The 19,056-nt window shown below is 49.0% G+C and carries 13 protein-coding genes; 2 read left to right on the top strand and 11 right to left on the bottom strand.

Annotation, left to right across the window (positions count from 1 at the left end):
• Nucleotides 1-76: 76 nt before the first annotated feature.
• Nucleotides 77-1,918, bottom strand: coding sequence for a hypothetical protein (locus ACYVR3_RS03680; RefSeq protein WP_461243172.1), 1,842 nt, complete (start codon nucleotides 1,916-1,918; stop codon nucleotides 77-79).
• A gap of 475 nt (nucleotides 1,919-2,393) precedes the next feature.
• Between ACYVR3_RS03680 and ACYVR3_RS03675 the strand changes: the two genes are divergently transcribed.
• Nucleotides 2,394-3,656 (top strand): chloride channel protein, encoded by a 1,263-nt coding sequence (locus ACYVR3_RS03675; RefSeq protein ID WP_461243171.1) that lies wholly within the window; start codon nucleotides 2,394-2,396, stop codon nucleotides 3,654-3,656.
• A 251-nt stretch (nucleotides 3,657-3,907) separates the two neighbouring features.
• On the opposite strand, the gene ACYVR3_RS03670 is transcribed toward ACYVR3_RS03675, so the two are convergent.
• The 10 genes from ACYVR3_RS03670 to ACYVR3_RS03625 form a co-directional block, all read right to left on the bottom strand.
• The gene (locus ACYVR3_RS03670; RefSeq protein WP_461243170.1) at nucleotides 3,908-4,225 is read right to left on the bottom strand and encodes a hypothetical protein; all 318 of its coding nucleotides are present in this window, start codon (nucleotides 4,223-4,225) and stop codon (nucleotides 3,908-3,910) included.
• Nucleotides 4,226-4,542: 317 nt separating this feature from the next.
• Nucleotides 4,543-5,535 (bottom strand): substrate-binding domain-containing protein, encoded by a 993-nt coding sequence (locus ACYVR3_RS03665; RefSeq protein WP_461243169.1) that lies wholly within the window; start codon nucleotides 5,533-5,535, stop codon nucleotides 4,543-4,545.
• A gap of 647 nt (nucleotides 5,536-6,182) precedes the next feature.
• Nucleotides 6,183-6,725, bottom strand: coding sequence for a 6-phospho-3-hexuloisomerase (hxlB, locus tag ACYVR3_RS03660; RefSeq protein ID WP_057152185.1), 543 nt, complete (start codon nucleotides 6,723-6,725; stop codon nucleotides 6,183-6,185).
• A gap of 2 nt (nucleotides 6,726-6,727) precedes the next feature.
• Nucleotides 6,728-7,351: an orotidine 5'-phosphate decarboxylase / HUMPS family protein gene (locus ACYVR3_RS03655; RefSeq protein ID WP_461243168.1), complete on the bottom strand. Its 624-nt coding sequence runs from the start codon at nucleotides 7,349-7,351 to the stop codon at nucleotides 6,728-6,730.
• Nucleotides 7,348-8,310: a sugar kinase gene (locus ACYVR3_RS03650; RefSeq protein ID WP_461243167.1), complete on the bottom strand. Its 963-nt coding sequence runs from the start codon at nucleotides 8,308-8,310 to the stop codon at nucleotides 7,348-7,350. Before ACYVR3_RS03650 ends, ACYVR3_RS03655 begins: the two co-directional genes overlap by 4 nt.
• A 29-nt stretch (nucleotides 8,311-8,339) precedes the next feature.
• Nucleotides 8,340-9,632, bottom strand: coding sequence for a gluconate:proton symporter (locus ACYVR3_RS03645; RefSeq protein ID WP_461243166.1), 1,293 nt, complete (start codon nucleotides 9,630-9,632; stop codon nucleotides 8,340-8,342).
• Between the two features lie 3 nt (nucleotides 9,633-9,635).
• On the bottom strand, nucleotides 9,636-10,385 hold the full coding sequence (locus tag ACYVR3_RS03640; protein ID WP_461243165.1) for a sugar phosphate isomerase/epimerase family protein: 750 nt from the start codon (nucleotides 10,383-10,385) through the stop codon (nucleotides 9,636-9,638).
• Nucleotides 10,386-11,675: 1,290 nt separating this feature from the next.
• Nucleotides 11,676-14,297, bottom strand: a complete 2,622-nt coding sequence (adhE, locus tag ACYVR3_RS03635; protein ID WP_461243164.1) for a bifunctional acetaldehyde-CoA/alcohol dehydrogenase — start codon at nucleotides 14,295-14,297, stop codon at nucleotides 11,676-11,678.
• Between the two features lie 368 nt (nucleotides 14,298-14,665).
• A complete protein-coding gene (locus ACYVR3_RS03630; protein WP_461243163.1) occupies nucleotides 14,666-15,184 on the bottom strand; it encodes a DUF1836 domain-containing protein in 519 nt (172 codons plus the stop codon).
• Between the two features lie 101 nt (nucleotides 15,185-15,285).
• Nucleotides 15,286-17,622, bottom strand: coding sequence for a cation-translocating P-type ATPase (locus tag ACYVR3_RS03625; RefSeq protein ID WP_461243162.1), 2,337 nt, complete (start codon nucleotides 17,620-17,622; stop codon nucleotides 15,286-15,288).
• A gap of 150 nt (nucleotides 17,623-17,772) precedes the next feature.
• Between ACYVR3_RS03625 and ACYVR3_RS03620 the strand changes: the two genes are divergently transcribed.
• Nucleotides 17,773-18,660 (top strand): aldo/keto reductase, encoded by an 888-nt coding sequence (locus ACYVR3_RS03620; protein ID WP_054737189.1) that lies wholly within the window; start codon nucleotides 17,773-17,775, stop codon nucleotides 18,658-18,660.
• Nucleotides 18,661-19,056 lie beyond the last annotated feature (396 nt).

Raw genomic sequence — 19,056 nt, 5'->3', positions numbered from 1 at the left:
CACTTCTCTGAAGACAACTCAAATAACGCGCCTCGTCAACTCAAATCGAGTTGACGAGGCGCGTTATTTTTATCGCTTATTTCGTTTTCAACGCCGCATTCTTAAACGTCGTTAACCCAACGTTCGCAGTAGCGAGTTGATTCTTATCCGTTGCCGTGGCCTTAAAGCTAACCTTGTCGCCCGCTTGCACGAACTGGAAGATTGGCTGGAAGTCCTTGGACGTGGTATCCATCCGGTAAACGTGGCTGTCGCCCTTCAGGATAAACAGGATCTGTTTATCATCCGGTTTGACAACCCGTTCAACGGTGCCAGAAATCGTCTTCCCAGTTACCTTTGGCGCAGCTGCAGCTGTCTTACCGCCGACCCGTTGCTCAAACAGCGCTAACGTGCTACGCGCATCGTCGCCAACTGCGTAAGAACCGCTTTGGTTGTTACCGTCTGCCAGTAAGTAGACGTATTTCATAAACGAGTTATTATCCCGGTCCAACATGGAGACGACCCAGGTTGGGTCACCGTTGATCCGGTACAGCAGTGGTAAGGTCCCCTTGTAGTTCTGCGGGTTGATATCCTGTTGCGCGTATGAAATCGCCCGTTCAGGCGTCATCACGTTGCCGTGTTCGCGATAGTAGTGCAACGTGTTCGTCCGGGCGTCCACGAAAGCGTAGCCCAAAATCGAACTTTGGTGACTGTTGACACTGGTCATCCCGGTGAAGTAGTAGATTCGGCCCTTGTAGGCGTATGGCGTTAACTTGTCGCCGCCTTCAGTCCCGGCTTCGGTTGGCTTCATCACATCGTTATGACCGCCAAAACTGGTGGCGTTCCAGAACCCGTGACGGTATTTACCAAACATCGTTACTTCGTCTGAAACTAACTCTGGCGTGGCCGCAACGTCCACGAACTTCGGAACTTTGTTTGGTGAGTAAACTTTCACCTTACCCGTGATCGTGTTCAACACCGCAACCTTGTAGTGCTTAAAGTCGTAGTTTCGGTTGAAATACGACAGTGGTTTCGCCAACGTCCGAACGTAGTATGGCGTCCCGTTATTGTCGACTTCCAACTGCGACGTCTTGCCCACCATGGTGTAGCCCATACTGCGAGCGCTGATTCGACGATCGGCATCCATGTTGAAGTAGGCACTTGGTGTGTAGCGCATTGGCTTCGAGACGAACTTCGGATCCGCATTCTTATCCGTCGCGTTCGTCATGAAGTACCCTGGCACCTTTTGGTAGTGAATGTAGCGCCAGAAACCGCCGGAGAACTCAACGGGCGCCACGTAAACCATCTTGCCCTTGTACATCTGAACCCGCATGTGGTTCAAATCGTAAACGTTGGAGTTCTTAAAGCTGTTCAGTGAGTTGTTCATGTCGGTGGACACCGTTTGTGGGGCGTTCACAACGGGCGTTTCCGCGCTGTCTTTGATAACCGGCATTGGTGCGCCCTTCGTACTGTTGTTCATTTCCGTTTTAATGGAATTAACCGCCGGCGTTGGGTTCATCTGAGTGATGACTGCTGAAATACTGCCAAGAACCATCAACACAACGATTGCCCCAACGGCAGCCCCTAACAGTTTGCCTAACCACCCAACGGTCAGACCAAAGCGCTGGAAGAACCGGGCGAAGATGTTATCTTCACTTTCGGCCCGGGCTTCCACCGCACCCTTGTTGAAAACAAATTTGCGTAAAACGGCAACGAGCACTAGTCCACCGATCAGCCACATCAACCAACCATCGATCATGGCCGGATAAGCCAGATCAGGCAAGTTAAAGTAGGTGTTCACATAACTGACGATAAACAGTGCAACAACGGCCAGCGTCCCCCAAAGACGCCAGCGTTTGGTACTCACGATCAGGAACCAAACAAACGGGATCAACAACCCCGAAAGCTTGACCAACGTGATTAACGCAAAATAGCTCAGCATATAACGTCGCTCCTCTTTTCAAACCCCAAACTTTTGTATGTTGGAGAGTTGCTGGGTTCTATTATAACAGAGCGCGAAGCAAAACGGGTTGAAGTCGGAGCGTAAGGCACGCCCAAAATAAAGTCACGGGCCTCGACTTTGTGTTGGGCGTGCCTTACGTGCAGACTTCAGTTTTGCGTCGCGCGTTTCGTCGCGGCGACCTTAAAGCACCACCGTTAGCAATTCCACCAAGTAGCCGATTCGCGAAAAATACCAGCTTACACTTAGCCGAAACCAACGTAGTAGTTACCCACTATCTCAAAGTGAACCGCCAACGCCACACAACCTGATTATATTTAAAAACGTTTAATCCTGAAACAACCTCATCCCTGTCCTCAAGCCGAAAACGAATTCAAGTTGAATCTCACCGCCAACCGTGCTACCTTATTTTAGGTGGAAAAGTCCACATATTAGAATAAGAGGGAAATTGATTTATATGACAAAGACACGTGAAAGACTCATGCTGAGCATTTCAACCGTTATGCTTGGCTTAATTGCCGGTTTAGGATCGCTGATTCTGGCCAACTTTTTAGATATCATTGAAAAGCTTTTTTTAAATTTCAACGAAACACCCCTGAGTCCGTTTGCGGCTAACGCTAGCGGTACTCGGCGATTAGTATCCATGGTGATTGGTGGCGTCATTGCGGCCATTGTGTGGTACTACATGCGAACCAAAATGAAGCCTACCGTTAGCATCGCTAAAGCGCTAGATGGCGAAACCATGCCGGTGTGGACGACTGCGGTTCACGTTTTCACCCAAATTTTCTTTGTCGCTACGGGCGGGTCAGTCGGCCGTGAATTGGCGCCACGAGAATTTGGTGCCATGCTCTCCCAAACGTGGCAACGATTTTTACATCGTTTCGGGGTCACCTTTGATGAAGAGGACCGCAAGCTATTGATTGCAGCGGCTGCGGGAGCTGGCTTTGCGGCCATCTACATCGCACCGTTGACCGGGACCATGTTTGCTATCGAACTATTGTATAAAAAAGTCACTGGTAGAGCCGTCGCCGTGAGCCTCACCATGTCATCCGTTGCGATGTTAGTCGGGTCCACCTTGCGTGGCTTTCATCCGTACTACGCTGTGGGTAACGGTGACTTCTCACCAATTTCAGTGGTGTTAGTCATTGTCGTTGGGCCATTGTGTGGCGTTGTCGGCGCCTATTTCCGCCGCTTCTTCCAATGGGCAAATAAGCACCAAGCTCGTGACCGCTCAATTCTGTGGTTACTACCTGCTGCAGCTGTGTTAACCGGCGCGATTGCGTACTTCTATCCTGAAATTTCAGGTAATGGTCGCGCGCTGGCACAACCGGCGATGACGAATCAGTCATCTGGCTTGATCGGCATCTTCTTAATTGGCGGACTCGCTAAAGCCCTGGTCACTGTGTTCTCGCTAAGGGCCGGTGCCTCTGGTGGGACACTAACCCCCTCAATTGCCATTGGGGCTACGATTGGGATGAGTTTGGGCGTTGTCGCCCACATGTTGATCCCCGGCATCACGATTTGGCAAGGTGGCTTGATTGGCGCCGCAACGCTGCTAGCAAGCTCACAACAGGCACCATTTATGGCACTGTTCATGATTTTTGAAGTCTGCCATCTCGATTACTCAGCCCTCCTGCCATTAGGACTGGGTGTGGCGCTAGCCAGTGCTTCGTCACAACTGGTGTTGCATCAATCGAAGAAACCGCAACAACAACGATAATAGGCGCGCTAAAGATTGAAGGTTAATGAAGTTGGGAAAAAAAGTCTATATTGGTAAGTATCGAACTCATTTCTTAACTCAAAGTTAGTTAAAAATTTTACTCAATTTCAAGACTGTTATCTAGTCTAAACGCGGGATAAAACTCAGGTCCCGGCCATATAAGAGAATAGGCCCGTAGATTCCAAAACCAGGAATCCACGGGCCTATTCTCTTATATTCTGGGACCTAAACGCGTTTTGTCCCGCGCCTCCTCATGACAAACTCGCCGCATAAGTATCTAACAACTGTGCGACTTCCTTAATCACTGCTACGATATCAATCTTTTTCTTCGCAAAACTGCCCGTAGCTAACCGATGAACGGCAGCAGCCTTGTCCGTTAATTCTAGATGATCTTTTTCTAAAATATTACTTAGTAGGTAGTCGGCACTAGTGTGACGGGCCTCTTGTAATTCAAAGTCCTCCGGGTGTCCCGAATCATTAACCCACATGGTAAACGTCTGAAGATTGCGACAAACGTGCGAAATAAAGTTTTTATCTTCAGGGGTTAATAAAAAGATACTTTCAGTCATAATTAACCACCACTCTCAAAGTTATATCATCGTACTCTCATGTTTCTTTTATTTTAACATACTTTCCGTTGCTTTTTGACGATTTCGCTTATATTTAAAAGTGTTCGGTGACCGAGTTTTTGGCTAAATTTTCATTTTTAACACCTGTTCTACCGCATTCCCGAACATCCCCGGATTAGTCTTAACCCCTATTCGGCTTCAGTTCCGAAATACCCCGTCACAGCTGACTTTGACAAGTCATTATTCGGCTCAATTTGAAAAAACATGCATCAATTTTGCATGTTTTTTCCGAAAATTATTTTCATTTTTTTGATCTATTAGCCAAACTTGGCCGGTTGGATTAGCTTTTGGTGACTTAAATCCAGTTTAGGGTCCTGCAATTCCTGCAAGAGCAGTTCCGCAGCGCTAGCCCCCATCAAGTATGGATTCTGCGTAATCAGTTGGGTATTTGGCGCTAATCGCCGGGCGGTATCGGTATCCGCAAAACCGGTTGCCGTTACTTGATGACCGTCTAGTAGCCCCTCGTTGATCAAATCTGGGATGAATTCAAGGAACCAGCGCTCCTTTAACGCAAACACCAGCGTTCGTTCCGTCGAACGCGTCAACGCCGCCTTTAACTGTTGGTAAACAGCCGAATGATTATAGGACGTTTCTGAAACCTCAATCGTATCAACGTTATCCGCTACGGACAAAATGCCACGGTACCGTTCCTGCCGCGTCCGTGCCAGATGAACATCCGATGTCAGCACGATAACGTGCGTCTGACCTTCGTCTAGAAAATGCTGCGTTGCTTGCCGCGCGATTTGGTAGTTATCCGTGACCACTTGTGGCCAAGTCCCCGCATCCATCTCCCGGTCAACAACAACGACTGGTAACTGCCGTCGTAGCGCCTGTTGAATCGTTTGTGGGTCATTCGCCGGTTGAATGATTAACCCGTCAAATACTTGCCGGCCAATCACTTCCAGCAGCTTCTGCTCCCGAGCATTATCCGAGTCCGCATCAAACAACACGCCAATGTAGCCCTGACTCTCCAAGATCGAGCTAATCCCCTTAAACAACTCGCTAGAAAAGTAGTCATCGATATTGGCTGTAATGACCGCAATCATCTTGCTGGACTTGGTGATCATCTGCCGCGCGCTAGAGTTTGGAACGTAATTCAGCTTCTCAATTGCCGCCGCAACTTTCGCCGCCGTCACCTTGGACATCCGATTCGTTTCCCCGTTCAAATACCGGGAGATGGTCGCAATCGACACCCCAGCTAGCGCTGCCACGTCCTTCATATTTGCTGATTTAGGTTGATTTGCTGTCATTAGTCGTCACCACTTATCCGTATTTTGTCTATTAGGTCTAGTTTATCACGTGGGTTGGGTTGCCGGGAGGGGGATTAGCGCGTTTGAGCGATAATTGTTGGGTTGGTGGGATTGTGGGAGGTTGAATTATGATATTGATATGTATAAGGCGACTCCCGTAATACTGCCCAAAAACCGGGGAGTCACCTTTTTACTTTGTTGACTGATGACTTGCGACTTGCTTTACTACTACATTGTTTTCGGCGCTATTGGGGATTTTGTTTTTCGCTTATCGACTCGATTTTGGAGTTTGTCTACGTTGGGGTGCAGCAGCCACGCCGAAACGCGCTCCGAGAAGCAAAGAGCTATGTATAAGGCGACTCCCGCAATGCTGCCCCAAAACCGGGGATCACCTTTTTATTTGGCTGACTGCTGGCTTGCGACGTGCTTTACTACTACATGGTTTTCGGCGCCATTGGGGCTTTTGTTTTTCGCTTATCGACTCGATTGTGGATTTTGTCAGCATTAGTCCGTTCTGGCAACCGCGCCGAAACGCGCTCCGCAAGGCAGAGACCTGCACATAAGCCCCTCTTGCCACAAACCCCAAAAACCGGGGTTTCTGGCAAGAGGGGCTTATGCTCCAGTCTCTAAACGCCTTGCTCCGCGCTCTACTCCATATTACTATGCTCCGCCGCCGCACTATCATTCGACACATGATCCCGCCGGCTAAGCATCAAGCACAAAATGTCCAACGTTACGTGGACGCTTTGATCAAACAACGTGCTTAATAATTGAATGGATTTGACCCCATCGCCCGCCTTCGTTGCGCCTGGGACCACGATGGTTGCGTCGCCTAGTTGGCCTAATGGGGATTGGGCGTTGCTCGTCACACTAACGACCGTTACGCCGTTAGCCTTGGCCTTTTCTGCCAATTCCACGATGCTGGCCGTTTTGCCAGAACCCGAAACGGCCACTAAAACGTCGCCTGCTTGGACAGATGGCGTGATGGTTTCGCCAATCGCAAATACCGTATAGCCAATGTGCATTAACCGCATTGCGAAGCCCTTCGCCATTAAGCCTGAGCGACCTGCGCCCAGCACGAAGATGCGCTTGTCCTTTTGGATCAGTGCTTCTGCTTGGCTCAATTGCGCTTCGTCCACCTTACCCATTACTTCATTGATTTCACCTAAAACTTGGTCAATTACTGTCATCGTTATTTGATAACCTCCACAAATTGTTTTGCTGCTGCGATTGGATCTACGGCCTTCATGATGCCACTACCGACGATCACACTCTCGGCGATGCCCTGTTTGGCTAACCGCTCAGCCGTATCTAGGTTGATACCACCTGCTACCGCGATGCGCTTGACGTTAGGGAATTGTTGGTAGAACTGTGCGGTCGTTTCAACCGCATCAAAATCCCCTTCAATATCCTTAGCGTGGTGGATGCCGTAAATCGCTTGGTCAAAGCCTGCAATCTCCGCCTTCTTCTCAGGCGTCGTTTCCATTAAGTCGATCAGCATATCCCGACCAGCATCCGCCGTCACCTGCGCCACCTTAGTCAGCGTATCTAGGGAAGAGGCACCCATCACCGTCAAGATATCGGCGCCAGCTTCAAAGCCCTTTTCAAACTCGTAGACGCCTTCATCAATCGTTTTTAAATCGACCAGTAACTGCGCGTGCTGTAGTTTCAAGCCACTTTCCTTAATTCCCAACAGCCCATAGTCTTTCGGAATCGACGTCCCGAACTCAATAATATCAACCAACGGATCCAGCTTCTGAGCCATCTCTACCGCATACGCCAACGGGACGCGGTCAATCGCAACTTGTAATTTCAATCTTCTGATACTCCTTCTCGTTCGTAAAATGCCGCCAGTTCAGCTGGTGTTGGGTAACCATCGTTATCACCAGCCGTTTGCACCTGCAATGCGCCAACCGCATTGCCCCGGCGAATGGCCGACTTCAACGGTTTATCTTCCAACAGCGCCGTGATAACGCCTAACGCAAAACCATCACCAGCACCAACCGTATCAACAACGTGATCCACTTTGAACCCAGCAACCGTAAAGCTTTCACCGGCCTTCGTCTTCACGTAAGCCCCGGCTGGGCCAACCTTCACGATCACCACCTGCGTCCGAGCGCCCTTCAAGTAAAAGTCGGCAATCGCCTCTGGATCAGTTGAGCCCATCAAGATCTCACCTTCACTAACGCCCGGCATCACGATATCGGCTGAACCAGCTAGTTCGTTGATGGTTGCAATCATCTTCTCTTGACTGGACCACAGTGATGGCCGCAAGTTCGGATCAAAGGTGATTAGGATATTTTGATCAACCAAGCGTTTCAGCAACGTCCGGAAAGTTTCTTCAGCGGTGTCTGAAATGGCGGGGAAGATGCCTGACATATGGGCAATTTTAACACCGTCCAACGAGACTTTTTCAATGACGTCCTTGGTCAAATGACTCGCTGCTGAATTCTTCCGGTAGTTAAACGTCGCCGGATCACCCTTAGTTACCAGCTGTTTCAGTTGATGGCCCGTCCAGTGGTCCGGGTCTTCGCTGATATAGGTTGTCCCCACCTTGTGCGCCTTGATCGTCTTGATAACGTATTCGCCTAAAGGTTCATCACCCACTTGAGAAATGTATTCGACGGAATGCCCCAGACGTTGGACGCCAATCGCAACGTTTAGTTCAGCGCCACCCAGAATTTTATGAAATTCCAAGGCGTCGACTAAGGACGCATCCGGTTCAGTTGACGCAAAGGTTGGGACGGGTTCACCAATTGTAATGACTTCACTCATGTTCGTTACCTCATTTCGTTTTGTAATGGTTAGCCAAAGAAGTAGAAAACCAGTGCTTCGTTAATGATCGAGACGATCCACATCAGTGGAACGCCGAGTTTTAAGAAATCCTTTGATTCGACTTTCATGTAGTCCAAGCCCCAAACGTTCCAGGACTGGGTGATATCCGTTGAAACAGCCAGTAAGGTTGGCACGTACAGCAATGGTAGCAAGAAGGCATCGTTGAACAACCCCGTTCCTGATAGCACCGCCGCCGTAGCTGCCCCGGCGCCCCACACGTGGAACGGTCCCCGGAAAAGCGCTAGTGGTGCTAAGATCCCAAACGCCAGTGCCAACACTAAGTGGCTGTGTGGCAGAATCGCCGCAAACAGTGGCCGGAACCGAACGGCATCCATCGAAGCCGCGCCGCTAAACATGATCAAGGCCATCAAGAACATGATCAACCCGGCAATGTCACTAATTGATTTTTGAATCGTACTGTTCAAGAAGTTCGTAAAGTCTTTGAAATTTTTCATGTTACCCGTGAGGAAGATTGCCAGTAACGTGGCCAGCGTCAGCGCTGGAATGGCGTCCCATTTGAATAACATGTTCATCAGCACGGGCACGACTGGAATAATAAAGGCAATTTTAGGCATCCGCTTGGTTTCACTGTCCTGCCCCGTTTCAGCCCCGATAATCTTCAAGTTTTCATCAGCCTTGCTGGGGTCGATCCGCTTCCGGTTGAGGAGCAACAGGATCACAACCGCAATCAGTTGAACGACCATGGCGGCCGCGCCGAAGATCAGGTATTTGCCACCATACTGGGCGTGAGGGAAGAACGCCTTGATTTGGTTATAGAGCACGACGTTCAAGTACATCGGCGCCCCGATTGACAGTGAGAACACGGATAAGGCTAAATCCCGCGGTACCCCAACCGAGAGCAAGATTGGCAACAGGATAACGCCAATCGCAATCACGGAACCCACGCCGTAAGCACTAACGAAAATCAAGGCGGTTACAAGAATGACCAGAATGCCGGCAATCAGCGGTTTCTTCTTACCGACCTTGTTGGTTTCCTCCGAAATAGCGGGGGCAATGCCGCTTTCCACCAATACCCGGCCGAACCAGGACCCAAACACGATGTAGATAATGGTTGGTCCGTAGTTCAAGGCTGGTTCAGCGAATACCTTTTGAATCACCTGGTCGGCGGGCACCATGCCCAAGATCGACCAGAGGATCGCCATCACGAAGAACCCAATCATCAGGTTGCCGCCCTTAACGACGTACCAGATAAAGCCAGCGAATGAAATTAACAGTAGAATGGCGCTAATCGTTGATAACATGAGTTATGCACCTACTCCTTTTCGAAATAACGCAATTTGAGCGGTAATTTGGTCGTCCGATGCCATTGGGTATTCCAAGGCGTACTGGACGTTGGTTGGTAAGTTTGCGATGATCGTTTGCCAGTCGTAAATGCCGGTTGCCAGATCATCAGTAGTTTCAAGTTGGCCAGCCGTTTCAGCTGTGTTCTTCAAGTGAATGTAGTGGGTGTAAGGCGCCAACGCTTTAGCGCTCGCAATCGCATCACCGTGCGTAAAGGCCCAGTTACCAAGGTCGTAAACGTACCCTAAGCTCGTTAAGCCAGCTTCATGTGCAGCATCCAAGAACGTCTTGATTGCCGATACCGTTCCAGAAACGGCCGTTTGATCGTTTTCCACGTTCATTTCAATCGCATCCAGCGGTAAGTCGCTAAACGCCGTGGCAAGGTCGCCAGTGAAGTGGGCAAAGTCACCCGTGTTGAACTTGATCTTACTGATGCCCATCGTTTGCCCTTCCGCAAAGTACTGGCCTAACTTCGGGTTCACCTGACCGCCTTCAACGAACACTTCATCCGGCACGCTGTAGTTTACGATTAATCCGTGCGCCTTCGCCCGTTCCGCAACGGCCGGTAATTCAGTGGCTAGATCCGTAAAGTATTCCCGACGCACTTCAATTCCATCAGCACCAAGTCGCGCAACCCGATCGACTAAATCAGCCTGCTTAACCCCCTGCTTCACATCAGCTTCAAAAACCCAAGTATTTAAAATTAACGTCATGATTGCCATCTCCCATAGCGACTGAGCTGGTGCGCCAGTCCGCTTAAATTTATGTTGGTTCGCTACGTTTGTTAAAAGTGATATCGCTTTCGAAAATTATGGTAAACGTTTACCAAATGTTTGTCAATAATCTTTATTCGTTGATGAGAACACTGTTATAAACAATATCAGGAGAGATATGGTAAATTTAGGTTAACGTTTACCTAAAGCGTAGGTGGTAAATTCCAAAGTCCATTCAAGTAAGCGCTTTCTAAAATGCTGAGTCATCCCGCTTCAGCATTGCGTTTTGGGTTGCTCAACTATTCACCAGAGTCGAAATTATTTTTATAAACGAACGCGTGATATTCATCTACCTTGCCAGCGGTTCTTTCTTCAAATAATTTAAAAATTAAATTTTGAGTAGTTGCTGATTCTTTGGAGAAATTATGCGTATTTGCTGTCGTTTGTGTCCACCGTAAGTGTGCGAAATTTGTGAAATTTGGCTTCTTTGGCGCGTTAATCATGAGTGATATTGTGTGCACAACCGGTCGGTCAGAAAATTTGGGCTGGAACGCCGTGGGCACGATTCTGAGCCGGAAAAACACGTCTCAGAATTCGGCCTTTCACTAAGCTGGAAGTTCACCAGCTAAGTGAAATTTCACGGCTGAGCCCAATTTTCTGACCGACCTCTTATTTGCGGGTTTTCGGCATCGGTACCGCACTCCCGAAAATTTATCATGGAGGGCCAAACTATCGTACGCTGACAATCGCAAACATCTCAGCAAGTGTTGAATGGCACCGTAACGACATCGGGTCAGCAGTACATTCAAGCGGGTTGAGTCAATGTTCAGGCTAGACTTGTTTATCACGGAAATGACGACTGCTGACCGATTGTGCTGTTTACCGAGTTAACATCAACCGCTGTCATACTTGTGTAGCATGACGTCCAGTTAAGCGCTTGAGATGGTCTACAATAGTACCGAATTGCGCCAATGTAAGATTTCGGTAAGCGGCTAGGTGGATGCTGTGTCGCGATAATTGGTGATTGTTGGTGTTTTTTCCAACAACCACCAATTATCGGGGACGAATTCAAGACTCGCACGGGTTTTGGCGAGGCTTGAATTCGAGGACTGAGACCGCCCTTTGGCTCAGGCCGGCCCCACAGCAGGAACCTAGCCGCTTACCGGAATCGCCAGTGCACGCAAATCACCGCACTTCACAAATCAAACAGAAGAATGTTTACGCTGGACACAAGCGACAACAAAAAAAGCCCCAGAGAATAATCTCCAGAGCTTCAGCAATTCAAGTTAACTAATCTTCAACACCCTTGCCGTCATACTCATCAAGCATAATCTGACGCAATTCCCCGATCAAAGGTTCCTTAGGGTTAGCAGTCGTGCATTGATCTTCGTAAGCCAGTTCGGCAAGCTTATCAACGGTGTCTTCGAGGTGTTTCTTATCAACGCCGTTGGCCTTCAAACTAAGCGTGACATCAACGGAGTGCGCAAGTTCGATCACTTTTTGAACCAAAGCTTCCTTGAGTTCTTCGTTGGTCTTGCCTTGCAGGCCAATGTAACGCGCGATTTGAGCGTAGTCTTCGTCGGCGCGGAAGTATTCGTACTTAGGCCACATGGTCAGCTTCCGTGGTTCCTTGAAGTTGTAACGAATCACGTGTGGTAAGGTGATGGCAATTGCGAGGCCGTGAGGTAAGCCGAATTCGCCACCCAGTTTGTGGGCGATCGAGTGGTTAACACCCAAGAAGGCGTTGGCGAAGGCCATCCCGGCGATGGTAGCCGCATTGTGCATTTCAGCACGAGCTTGCAAATCGCCATTGTAAGAAGCGGTCAGGTTGTCAAATACCAACTTGATGGCTTGTAGTGACCATGGCCGGGTGTAGTCTGAGGCCATGTTTGACACGTATGATTCAATGGCGTGGGTCAAGACATCCAACCCAGCGTATGAGATCGTCCGCTTTGGTAAGGTTTCGATGAATTGTGAATCCACGATGGCAACGTCTGGTGTCAAGGCGTAGTCAGCCAGTGGGTATTTAACGTGGGTCTTGGCGTCAGTGATAACGGCGAATGGCGTTACTTCTGAACCAGTCCCAGAGGTTGTTGGAATGGCAACAAATTGCGCTTTGTTTGGCTTTTCCAACTTGTAAGTCCGCTTCCGGATATCCAAGAACTTCTGCTTAGCACCGAAGAAACTTGCGTCTGGGTGCTCGTAGAAGAGCCACATACCCTTGGCAGCGTCCATTGGTGAGCCGCCACCTAACGCGATGATCGTGTCAGGTTGGAAATTGTTCATTTGTTGCGTCCCCTTCTCAACCGTATCAGTGGTTGGGTCGGTTTCAGTAATTGAGAACAATTGGTATTCGATGCCGTCTGGGCGACGCTTCAATTCGCCTAAGACCTTATCAACGTAGCCCAATTCAATCATGACTGCATCGGCAACGATGAAGACCTTCTTGATGCCAGGCATTGAGCCTAAGTAACGAACTGACGTCTTTTCAAAGTATACTCGAGGAAGTTTGATCCATTGCATATTATTCCGCCGCTTTGCGATTGTTTTGATGTTTAATAGGTCGAATGATGAGACGTTGTGGGAAACGGAGTTCTTGCCCCATGACCCAGTCCCAAGTGTCAATGATGGCACCATTTCGTTGTACATGTTCCCAATCCCGCCGATAGCAGATGGCGTGTTAACGAGGACCCGACTGGCCTTCATTTGAATTCCAAATTGAGTTGCCAAATCGTCATCCAAGGTGTGAATTGACGCCGTGTGCCCAAGGCCACCGAAGTGTAAGAGTTGGTCACAGAGTGCAAATCCTTCAGTGTGGTCGGCTGCCTTGTAGATTGAAATTACTGGACAAAGCTTTTCAGCTGACAACCAGTCTTTAGGGCCGACTTCTTTGATTTCGGCAGCTAAAACCTTGGTGTCTTCTGGGACTTCAATGCCAGCTAACTTAGCGATGGCAACGGCTGACATCCCAGGAATTGGGCCCTTAACGCCGCCACGTTTTTGATCAAACATGGCATCGGCCAAAGCTTTGTGGTCCGCCTTCTTAATGAAGAAGACTTTCCGAGCTTTCATTTCCTTCTTTACGTCATCGTAGATATCGGCGTCAATAACAGCACTGTTTTCAGAAGCACAAACCATCCCGTTATCAAAGGTCTTTGATAAGACGATATCGTTCACTGCCCGCTTGATGTTAGCGGTCTTTTCAATGTAAGCTGGACCGTTACCAGGACCAACGCCCAAGGCTGGTTTCCCGGTTGAGTAAGCGGCCTTCACCATGCCAGGACCACCAGTTGCGAGAACTGAGGCAACCCGTTCGTGGTTCATCAAGGTTTGGGTGGCTTCCAAGCTAGGCGTTTCGATCCATTGGATCACCCCTTCAGGTGCACCGGCTGCGATGGCAGCGTCGCGAACAACTTTAGCAGCTGCTGCAGATGACTTTTGGGCTTGTGGATGGAAGGCGAAGATGATTGGGTTTCGCGTCTTCACTGCGATCAATGACTTGAACAACGTGGTTGACGTTGGGTTCGTTACGGGGGTAACCCCGGCGATGATCCCCAGTGGTTCAGCAACGGTGATCAATTGACGTTCGTGATCGTCGTTGATGATACCGACCGTTTTGTCGTTCTTAATGCTGTTCCAGATTTCTTCAGTGGCAAACATGTTCTTGATGGCTTTGTCTTCGATGACCCCACGGCCAGTTTCTTCATAGGCTAACTTGGCAAGTTCCATGTGGTGATCCAAACCGGCCATTGCCATTTGGTGCACAATGTTGTCGACTTTTTCTTGGGTGAAGTCGTCCATGGCACAGAGTGCGTCATGCGCGTTTTCAACAAGTTGATCAATCGTTTCCGCGATAGTTGCGGGCTTTTTAGTAGTTTTAGTCGTTGGTTTTGAGTTGGTTTCTTTTAACATTTTCAGGCCTCCGTCATGAAAAGTTCTTTGTTATCTCTTTCACATGAATAATCATATCACACATTTTTGAAATGTAAATAACCAATTTACATCGATTTTTCATTAAAATTGGACTGGTTAAAAACGTTAATCCAACAATGTATACAACTGTTTTCTTGATTAAATCAGTAATGAAAACGCTTAATTCTATACTTTGTGAATCAAATCACTATAAATGATACCGTTTTCATAAAAATCGTTTAAATCACGCGGATTATTGGAATAAACCGCGTCACACCGGGAATGATGGCCAAAATAAAAAAGTTTTGAAATTATCGTTAATTTCAAAACTTTTTTCATAAGCTGTATTTTTGCTAGACCACTGAACCCTATTTTAGCTTCCGAACGGGTTTTTCGATCATCTTCAATAACTGTTCCGACTGGATTCGGTTAATGATCGTATCCACCGCCACCTGCATCAACTTTTCATTCAACGTCTTTGCTGGGGTGATCGACTTCGGTTCCCCAAGATGTAACAACGCTTCATTAAGGACATCAATGAAGTTATCGTACGCCTGCTTGGGGAAGTCTCCCGCCGTTACCTGGTTGATGCCGTGACGAATCGTATCCGTTGAGAACAACGGTTTCAGCAGCCCAATCAAAATCAGATCTGCCAACTGCATCGTCTGGTACTTCTTCTTCACGGGCGCAATAATCACCTGGTGCTTAACGTAGTTATTGATCATGGCTGGCGTCATCGGGTCAATGCCCAGTGAGCCGATTGCATCGTTCACGAACGCCACCACTTGGTCCATATATAAATCAAACTTCGGTAACTCCTGCCAGTGCGGTAACCGAACCTGTTTCATTTGGGTTTCCCAACGGTTGTATTGATCAAACTCAGCCATCATGCCACGCTCCTTTTAGGTTTTAGTAACTATTTTAATTACAGTATAACGCTAATAACTAGTCATGAACACTAGATGTGACTTTTTTCTGTATTTTTCCACTAACGCCACTTGATTTTCGCAAATACTCGCTTGCCTAACAGCTCCTGGACCAGGTAGAAGAACGGATAGACCGTCACCAACAGCGGTAGGTAGTACAGCGCCAGTTGCCAGTCAAATAATGAAACTAGTGAGAACAACTTGCCCATGAAAAGGACGGCAACGGCGAAGCACACCGCCATCGCCACCACTAACCCAATTTTGAGTCGGTTCAACGGCCGCGCGACCATCAATAACGCGACGAAGCAGACCGCTCCGGTAAGCAGCACGCTTAAAGTCGACGTTTGCGCATAACTCAGGCCCAATTCACCGCCGCCCACGCCGAAGATGAGCATGATATAAGTCACAACGCAAATCGCCGCTGGCAATGCGATCACCATGACCTGTTTCATAAACTGGCCAGTGATGCGCTGATAGTTTGGCTCCAACGCTAGAAAGAACGATGGAATCCCCACCGTTAACGTTGAGATCGGTGTTAATTGGATTGGCTGGAACGGATAGCCACTGGCCATGAAGATAAAAATCAAACTCAACACCACCGAGTACATGGTTTTGATCAAATACAGTGAAGCCACCCGCTCAATGTTGTTGATCACTCGGCGCCCTTCATTGAGCACACTCAGCATCGCATCAAAGTTAGCGTTGACCAACACGAAGTCAGCGATACTCTTCGCCGCCTCACTACCACCTGCCATGGCGATGCCACAGTCGGCTTGTCGAAGCGCAAGAATATCATTTACGCCATCACCAGTCATCGCAACCGTATGCCCCGCTCGTTGCCAAGCAATCACTAACTGCTTCTTCTGCGTTGGCGTCACGCGCCCAAACACCGTGTACGTGGCAACCAGTTCATCGTAATCAATTGGTGCCGCCAACTGGCTCATATCGACTAACCGGTCGCTCCCATCAATGCCCGCCCGTTGCGCGATATTGGCAACGGTGACGGGGTTATCACCCGAGATCACCTTCAACGCCACGTCTTGGTTTTTAAAATACTGAAAGGTCGTCTGCGCATTCGGCCGCAGTTCGTCCTCAATTAAAACGAGTCCCATCAATGTCACTTCGCCGAGATCATCCGCTTCAAGTTGCGTGGTTTGCGCAATGCCTAACACCCGGTAACCCGACTGCGCATAGGTCGTCATTTGTTTGGCGACATCAGCTGGCACCCGCTTCAGCATGAATTCTGGTGCGCCCATCACAAAGTTACCCTGTGGCAACACTGCGCCGCTCCACTTGCGGGCACTGGAGAACGGCATCACCCGGGTGGCCGTCCACCCCGGATCCGGCAACGCATTTTTCAACGCTTGGGCCGTTTCGTTATCGTCACCAATGACCCGCACCAAACCACCTAATAGCGGTCGAAGCTGTTCAATTGACGTGCCATTTAACGGCACGATCTGCGTCAGTTTAAGCTGGCCGCTGGTAATCGTCCCGGTTTTGTCCAAGCACAGCACATCCACCCGCGCAAGCCCTTCAATTGAAGGCAACTCCCGCACAAGCACCCGTTTTCGTGCCAAATTCATCGCCGACACCGCCAGCGAAACCGAGGTCAGTAACACCAGCCCTTCCGGAATCATTCCAACCATCGCAGCAACGGTCCCCAGAATCGCTTGGTTCAGATTGCTGTGCCCCATTAACCGCGAGATCATCAGAATGGCCCCTAGTGGTAGGATCACGATCGTCAGTACCTTAATAATCCGATTGATCGTCTTTAACAGCTGACTACTGTTCGTTGCCGTTGCGGTCGAGGCCTCACTGGAAAGCTGACTGATAAAGCTTTTATGACCAACCGCGGTCACCTGAACCACCGCCTGGCCGCTCACCAGAAAACTCCCTGAAACCAGCGCATCACCGTTGGCCTTAGCGATGGCGGTCGCCTCACCAGTTATCTGAGATTCATCAACTTCGATCCCCGCAGTTTCTAAAATCACCGCATCAACCGGTAGCTGATCGCCCCGACTCACCAGCAACAAGTCGTCTTGGACGATTCCATCCTGATGCATCGTTGTCACCTGACCATCCCGTTTCACCCGGTAAGTCGCTTCAGATAAGAGGCTCATTTTATCAACTTGGCGTTTTGACCGAATTTCTTGAAAAATGCCGATTCCGGTGCTCACAATTGCGACGCCCAGAAACAGCAGGTTTTTATAACTCCCCGTAATGAACACTAACCCACCCAAAATGAGGTTGATCAGGTTAAACCACGTGAGTAAATTATCCCGAAAAATTTGCTTCACCGAACGCGTTAGCGCAGGCGCCGGTTCGTTTTGTTGGCCGGCCTGGATTCGGGCTTGAACTTCTGCCGCCGTGAGGCCGACCTGCGTATTCGTCTGTGCCACCATACCGCCTCCCACATTGAGTCCTTTGACTCTATTGTACAGAAAACACTGGTACTAAACCGGGATTTAACATAGAAATTAAACAAATTCCAAGGAATTGTAAGCGCTTTTGATATAATGAAAGAGAATGTAAATTGGAGGTCTGTTTAAATGACAACTGAAACGCCAAAAACTGTTAAATTAGCCGATGGTAACGAGATGCCCCTCGTTGGTTTCGGCACTTACCTGATCAACACCCAAGAGCTGATGGACACCAGCATCAAGACCGCATTTGACGCTGGTTATCGCCTGTTTGATACGGCGCAACTCTACCGGAACGAAGATTTATTAGGTCAAAGTCTGGTTAACCTGCAAATTCCGCGGAACCAGATTTTTATCACGTCCAAGGTCGCTGAAATTAGTCAGGGTTATGACCACACCATCGAAAGTGTCGATGACACCCTGCAACGGCTCAAGACGAACTACTTGGACTTGCTACTCGTTCACTGGCCGGTTCGCAAGTTCTTCTTCGATACTTGGCGGGCAATGGAAAAACTAAAGGCTGACGGTAAAGTGAAATCCATCGGGGTGTCGAACTACAGCGTCTCTCAACTGGAGCTACTGAAAACCAAGGCAACCGAAATGCCAGTGGTTAACCAAGTTGAATGTCACCCATTCCTCAACCAACGGCCATTGGTTAAGTTTGATAAGGAAAACGACATCCTCACGCAGGCTTGGAGTCCTCTTGGTCGCGGGATTACGTTGGATAACGAAATGCTCAAAAAGATGGCCGACCACCACGACGTTTCCGTGGCGCAACTGATCTTGAAGTGGCACCTGCAAAACGGCCTGGCCGTGATTCCCAAGTCCAAGACGGCAAGCCGAATCGTTGAAAACCACCAACTCGACTTCGACCTTAGCGAAGACGAATGCGGCATGATTGATCTGCTGAACCGCAATGAGCGGACCGGGAACGATCCTGAACTGGTTTACGAACTTGGTAAGCAGTATAAGATGTTTCATGGGCCACAAAGTGAGAGTAGTGTTTTAGGTAAATAGGATGTTGACCGTTCAAGCGTTGTTGGCTTGAACGGTTTTTTGTTGGCGTTTGCGTTCAGCGTAAGTGTGCGGAGCGAGACGGGTTGAGAGCGGTGTGCAAGGCGACATCGGTGAAGGCGCCCGGGCCTGGCGGGTTTACCGATGTCGCCTTGCATGCAGCTCTCAGTCTCGCGCAGCACCATTCGGCGTGGTGGCCAGAAAGCGCGTGGTTGAAAAGTTTCTGTAACTTCAGGAACCCTGGAAATGACAGTTTAAGTGGCGCCGAATTTTGTAGCCTGAACGAGCATTTTTCAATGCGGCTTTGGCGAGCGAAGCGACGACAAACAGCCTTCGCACAAAATCCACCCAACCCTTACGCTGGACACAAGCGTAAACAAAAAAATCGTTACCCACCAA

This window comes from Secundilactobacillus muriivasis, assembly GCF_054785195.1.
The sequence above is the reverse complement of the archived record's forward strand: the minus strand, read 5'-3'. Positions and strand labels throughout refer to the sequence as shown.

Bases quoted from the DNA above. Each gene is read 5' to 3' on its own strand.
- hxlB (WP_057152185.1), bottom strand. From the start codon at position 6,725: ATGACAGTAATTGACCAAGTTTTAGGTGAAATCAATGAAGTAATGGGT.
- ACYVR3_RS03630 (WP_461243163.1), bottom strand. From the start codon at position 15,184: ATGGCTGAGTTTGATCAATACAACCGTTGGGAAACCCAAATGAAACAG.
- ACYVR3_RS03620 (WP_054737189.1), top strand. From the start codon at position 17,773: ATGACAACTGAAACGCCAAAAACTGTTAAATTAGCCGATGGTAACGAG.
- adhE (WP_461243164.1), bottom strand. From the start codon at position 14,297: ATGTTAAAAGAAACCAACTCAAAACCAACGACTAAAACTACTAAAAAG.
- ACYVR3_RS03645 (WP_461243166.1), bottom strand. From the start codon at position 9,632: ATGTTATCAACGATTAGCGCCATTCTACTGTTAATTTCATTCGCTGGC.
- ACYVR3_RS03640 (WP_461243165.1), bottom strand. From the start codon at position 10,385: ATGACGTTAATTTTAAATACTTGGGTTTTTGAAGCTGATGTGAAGCAG.
- ACYVR3_RS03665 (WP_461243169.1), bottom strand. From the start codon at position 5,535: ATGACAGCAAATCAACCTAAATCAGCAAATATGAAGGACGTGGCAGCG.
- ACYVR3_RS03650 (WP_461243167.1), bottom strand. From the start codon at position 8,310: ATGAGTGAAGTCATTACAATTGGTGAACCCGTCCCAACCTTTGCGTCA.
- ACYVR3_RS03670 (WP_461243170.1), bottom strand. From the start codon at position 4,225: ATGACTGAAAGTATCTTTTTATTAACCCCTGAAGATAAAAACTTTATT.
- ACYVR3_RS03675 (WP_461243171.1), top strand. From the start codon at position 2,394: ATGACAAAGACACGTGAAAGACTCATGCTGAGCATTTCAACCGTTATG.
- ACYVR3_RS03680 (WP_461243172.1), bottom strand. From the start codon at position 1,918: ATGCTGAGCTATTTTGCGTTAATCACGTTGGTCAAGCTTTCGGGGTTG.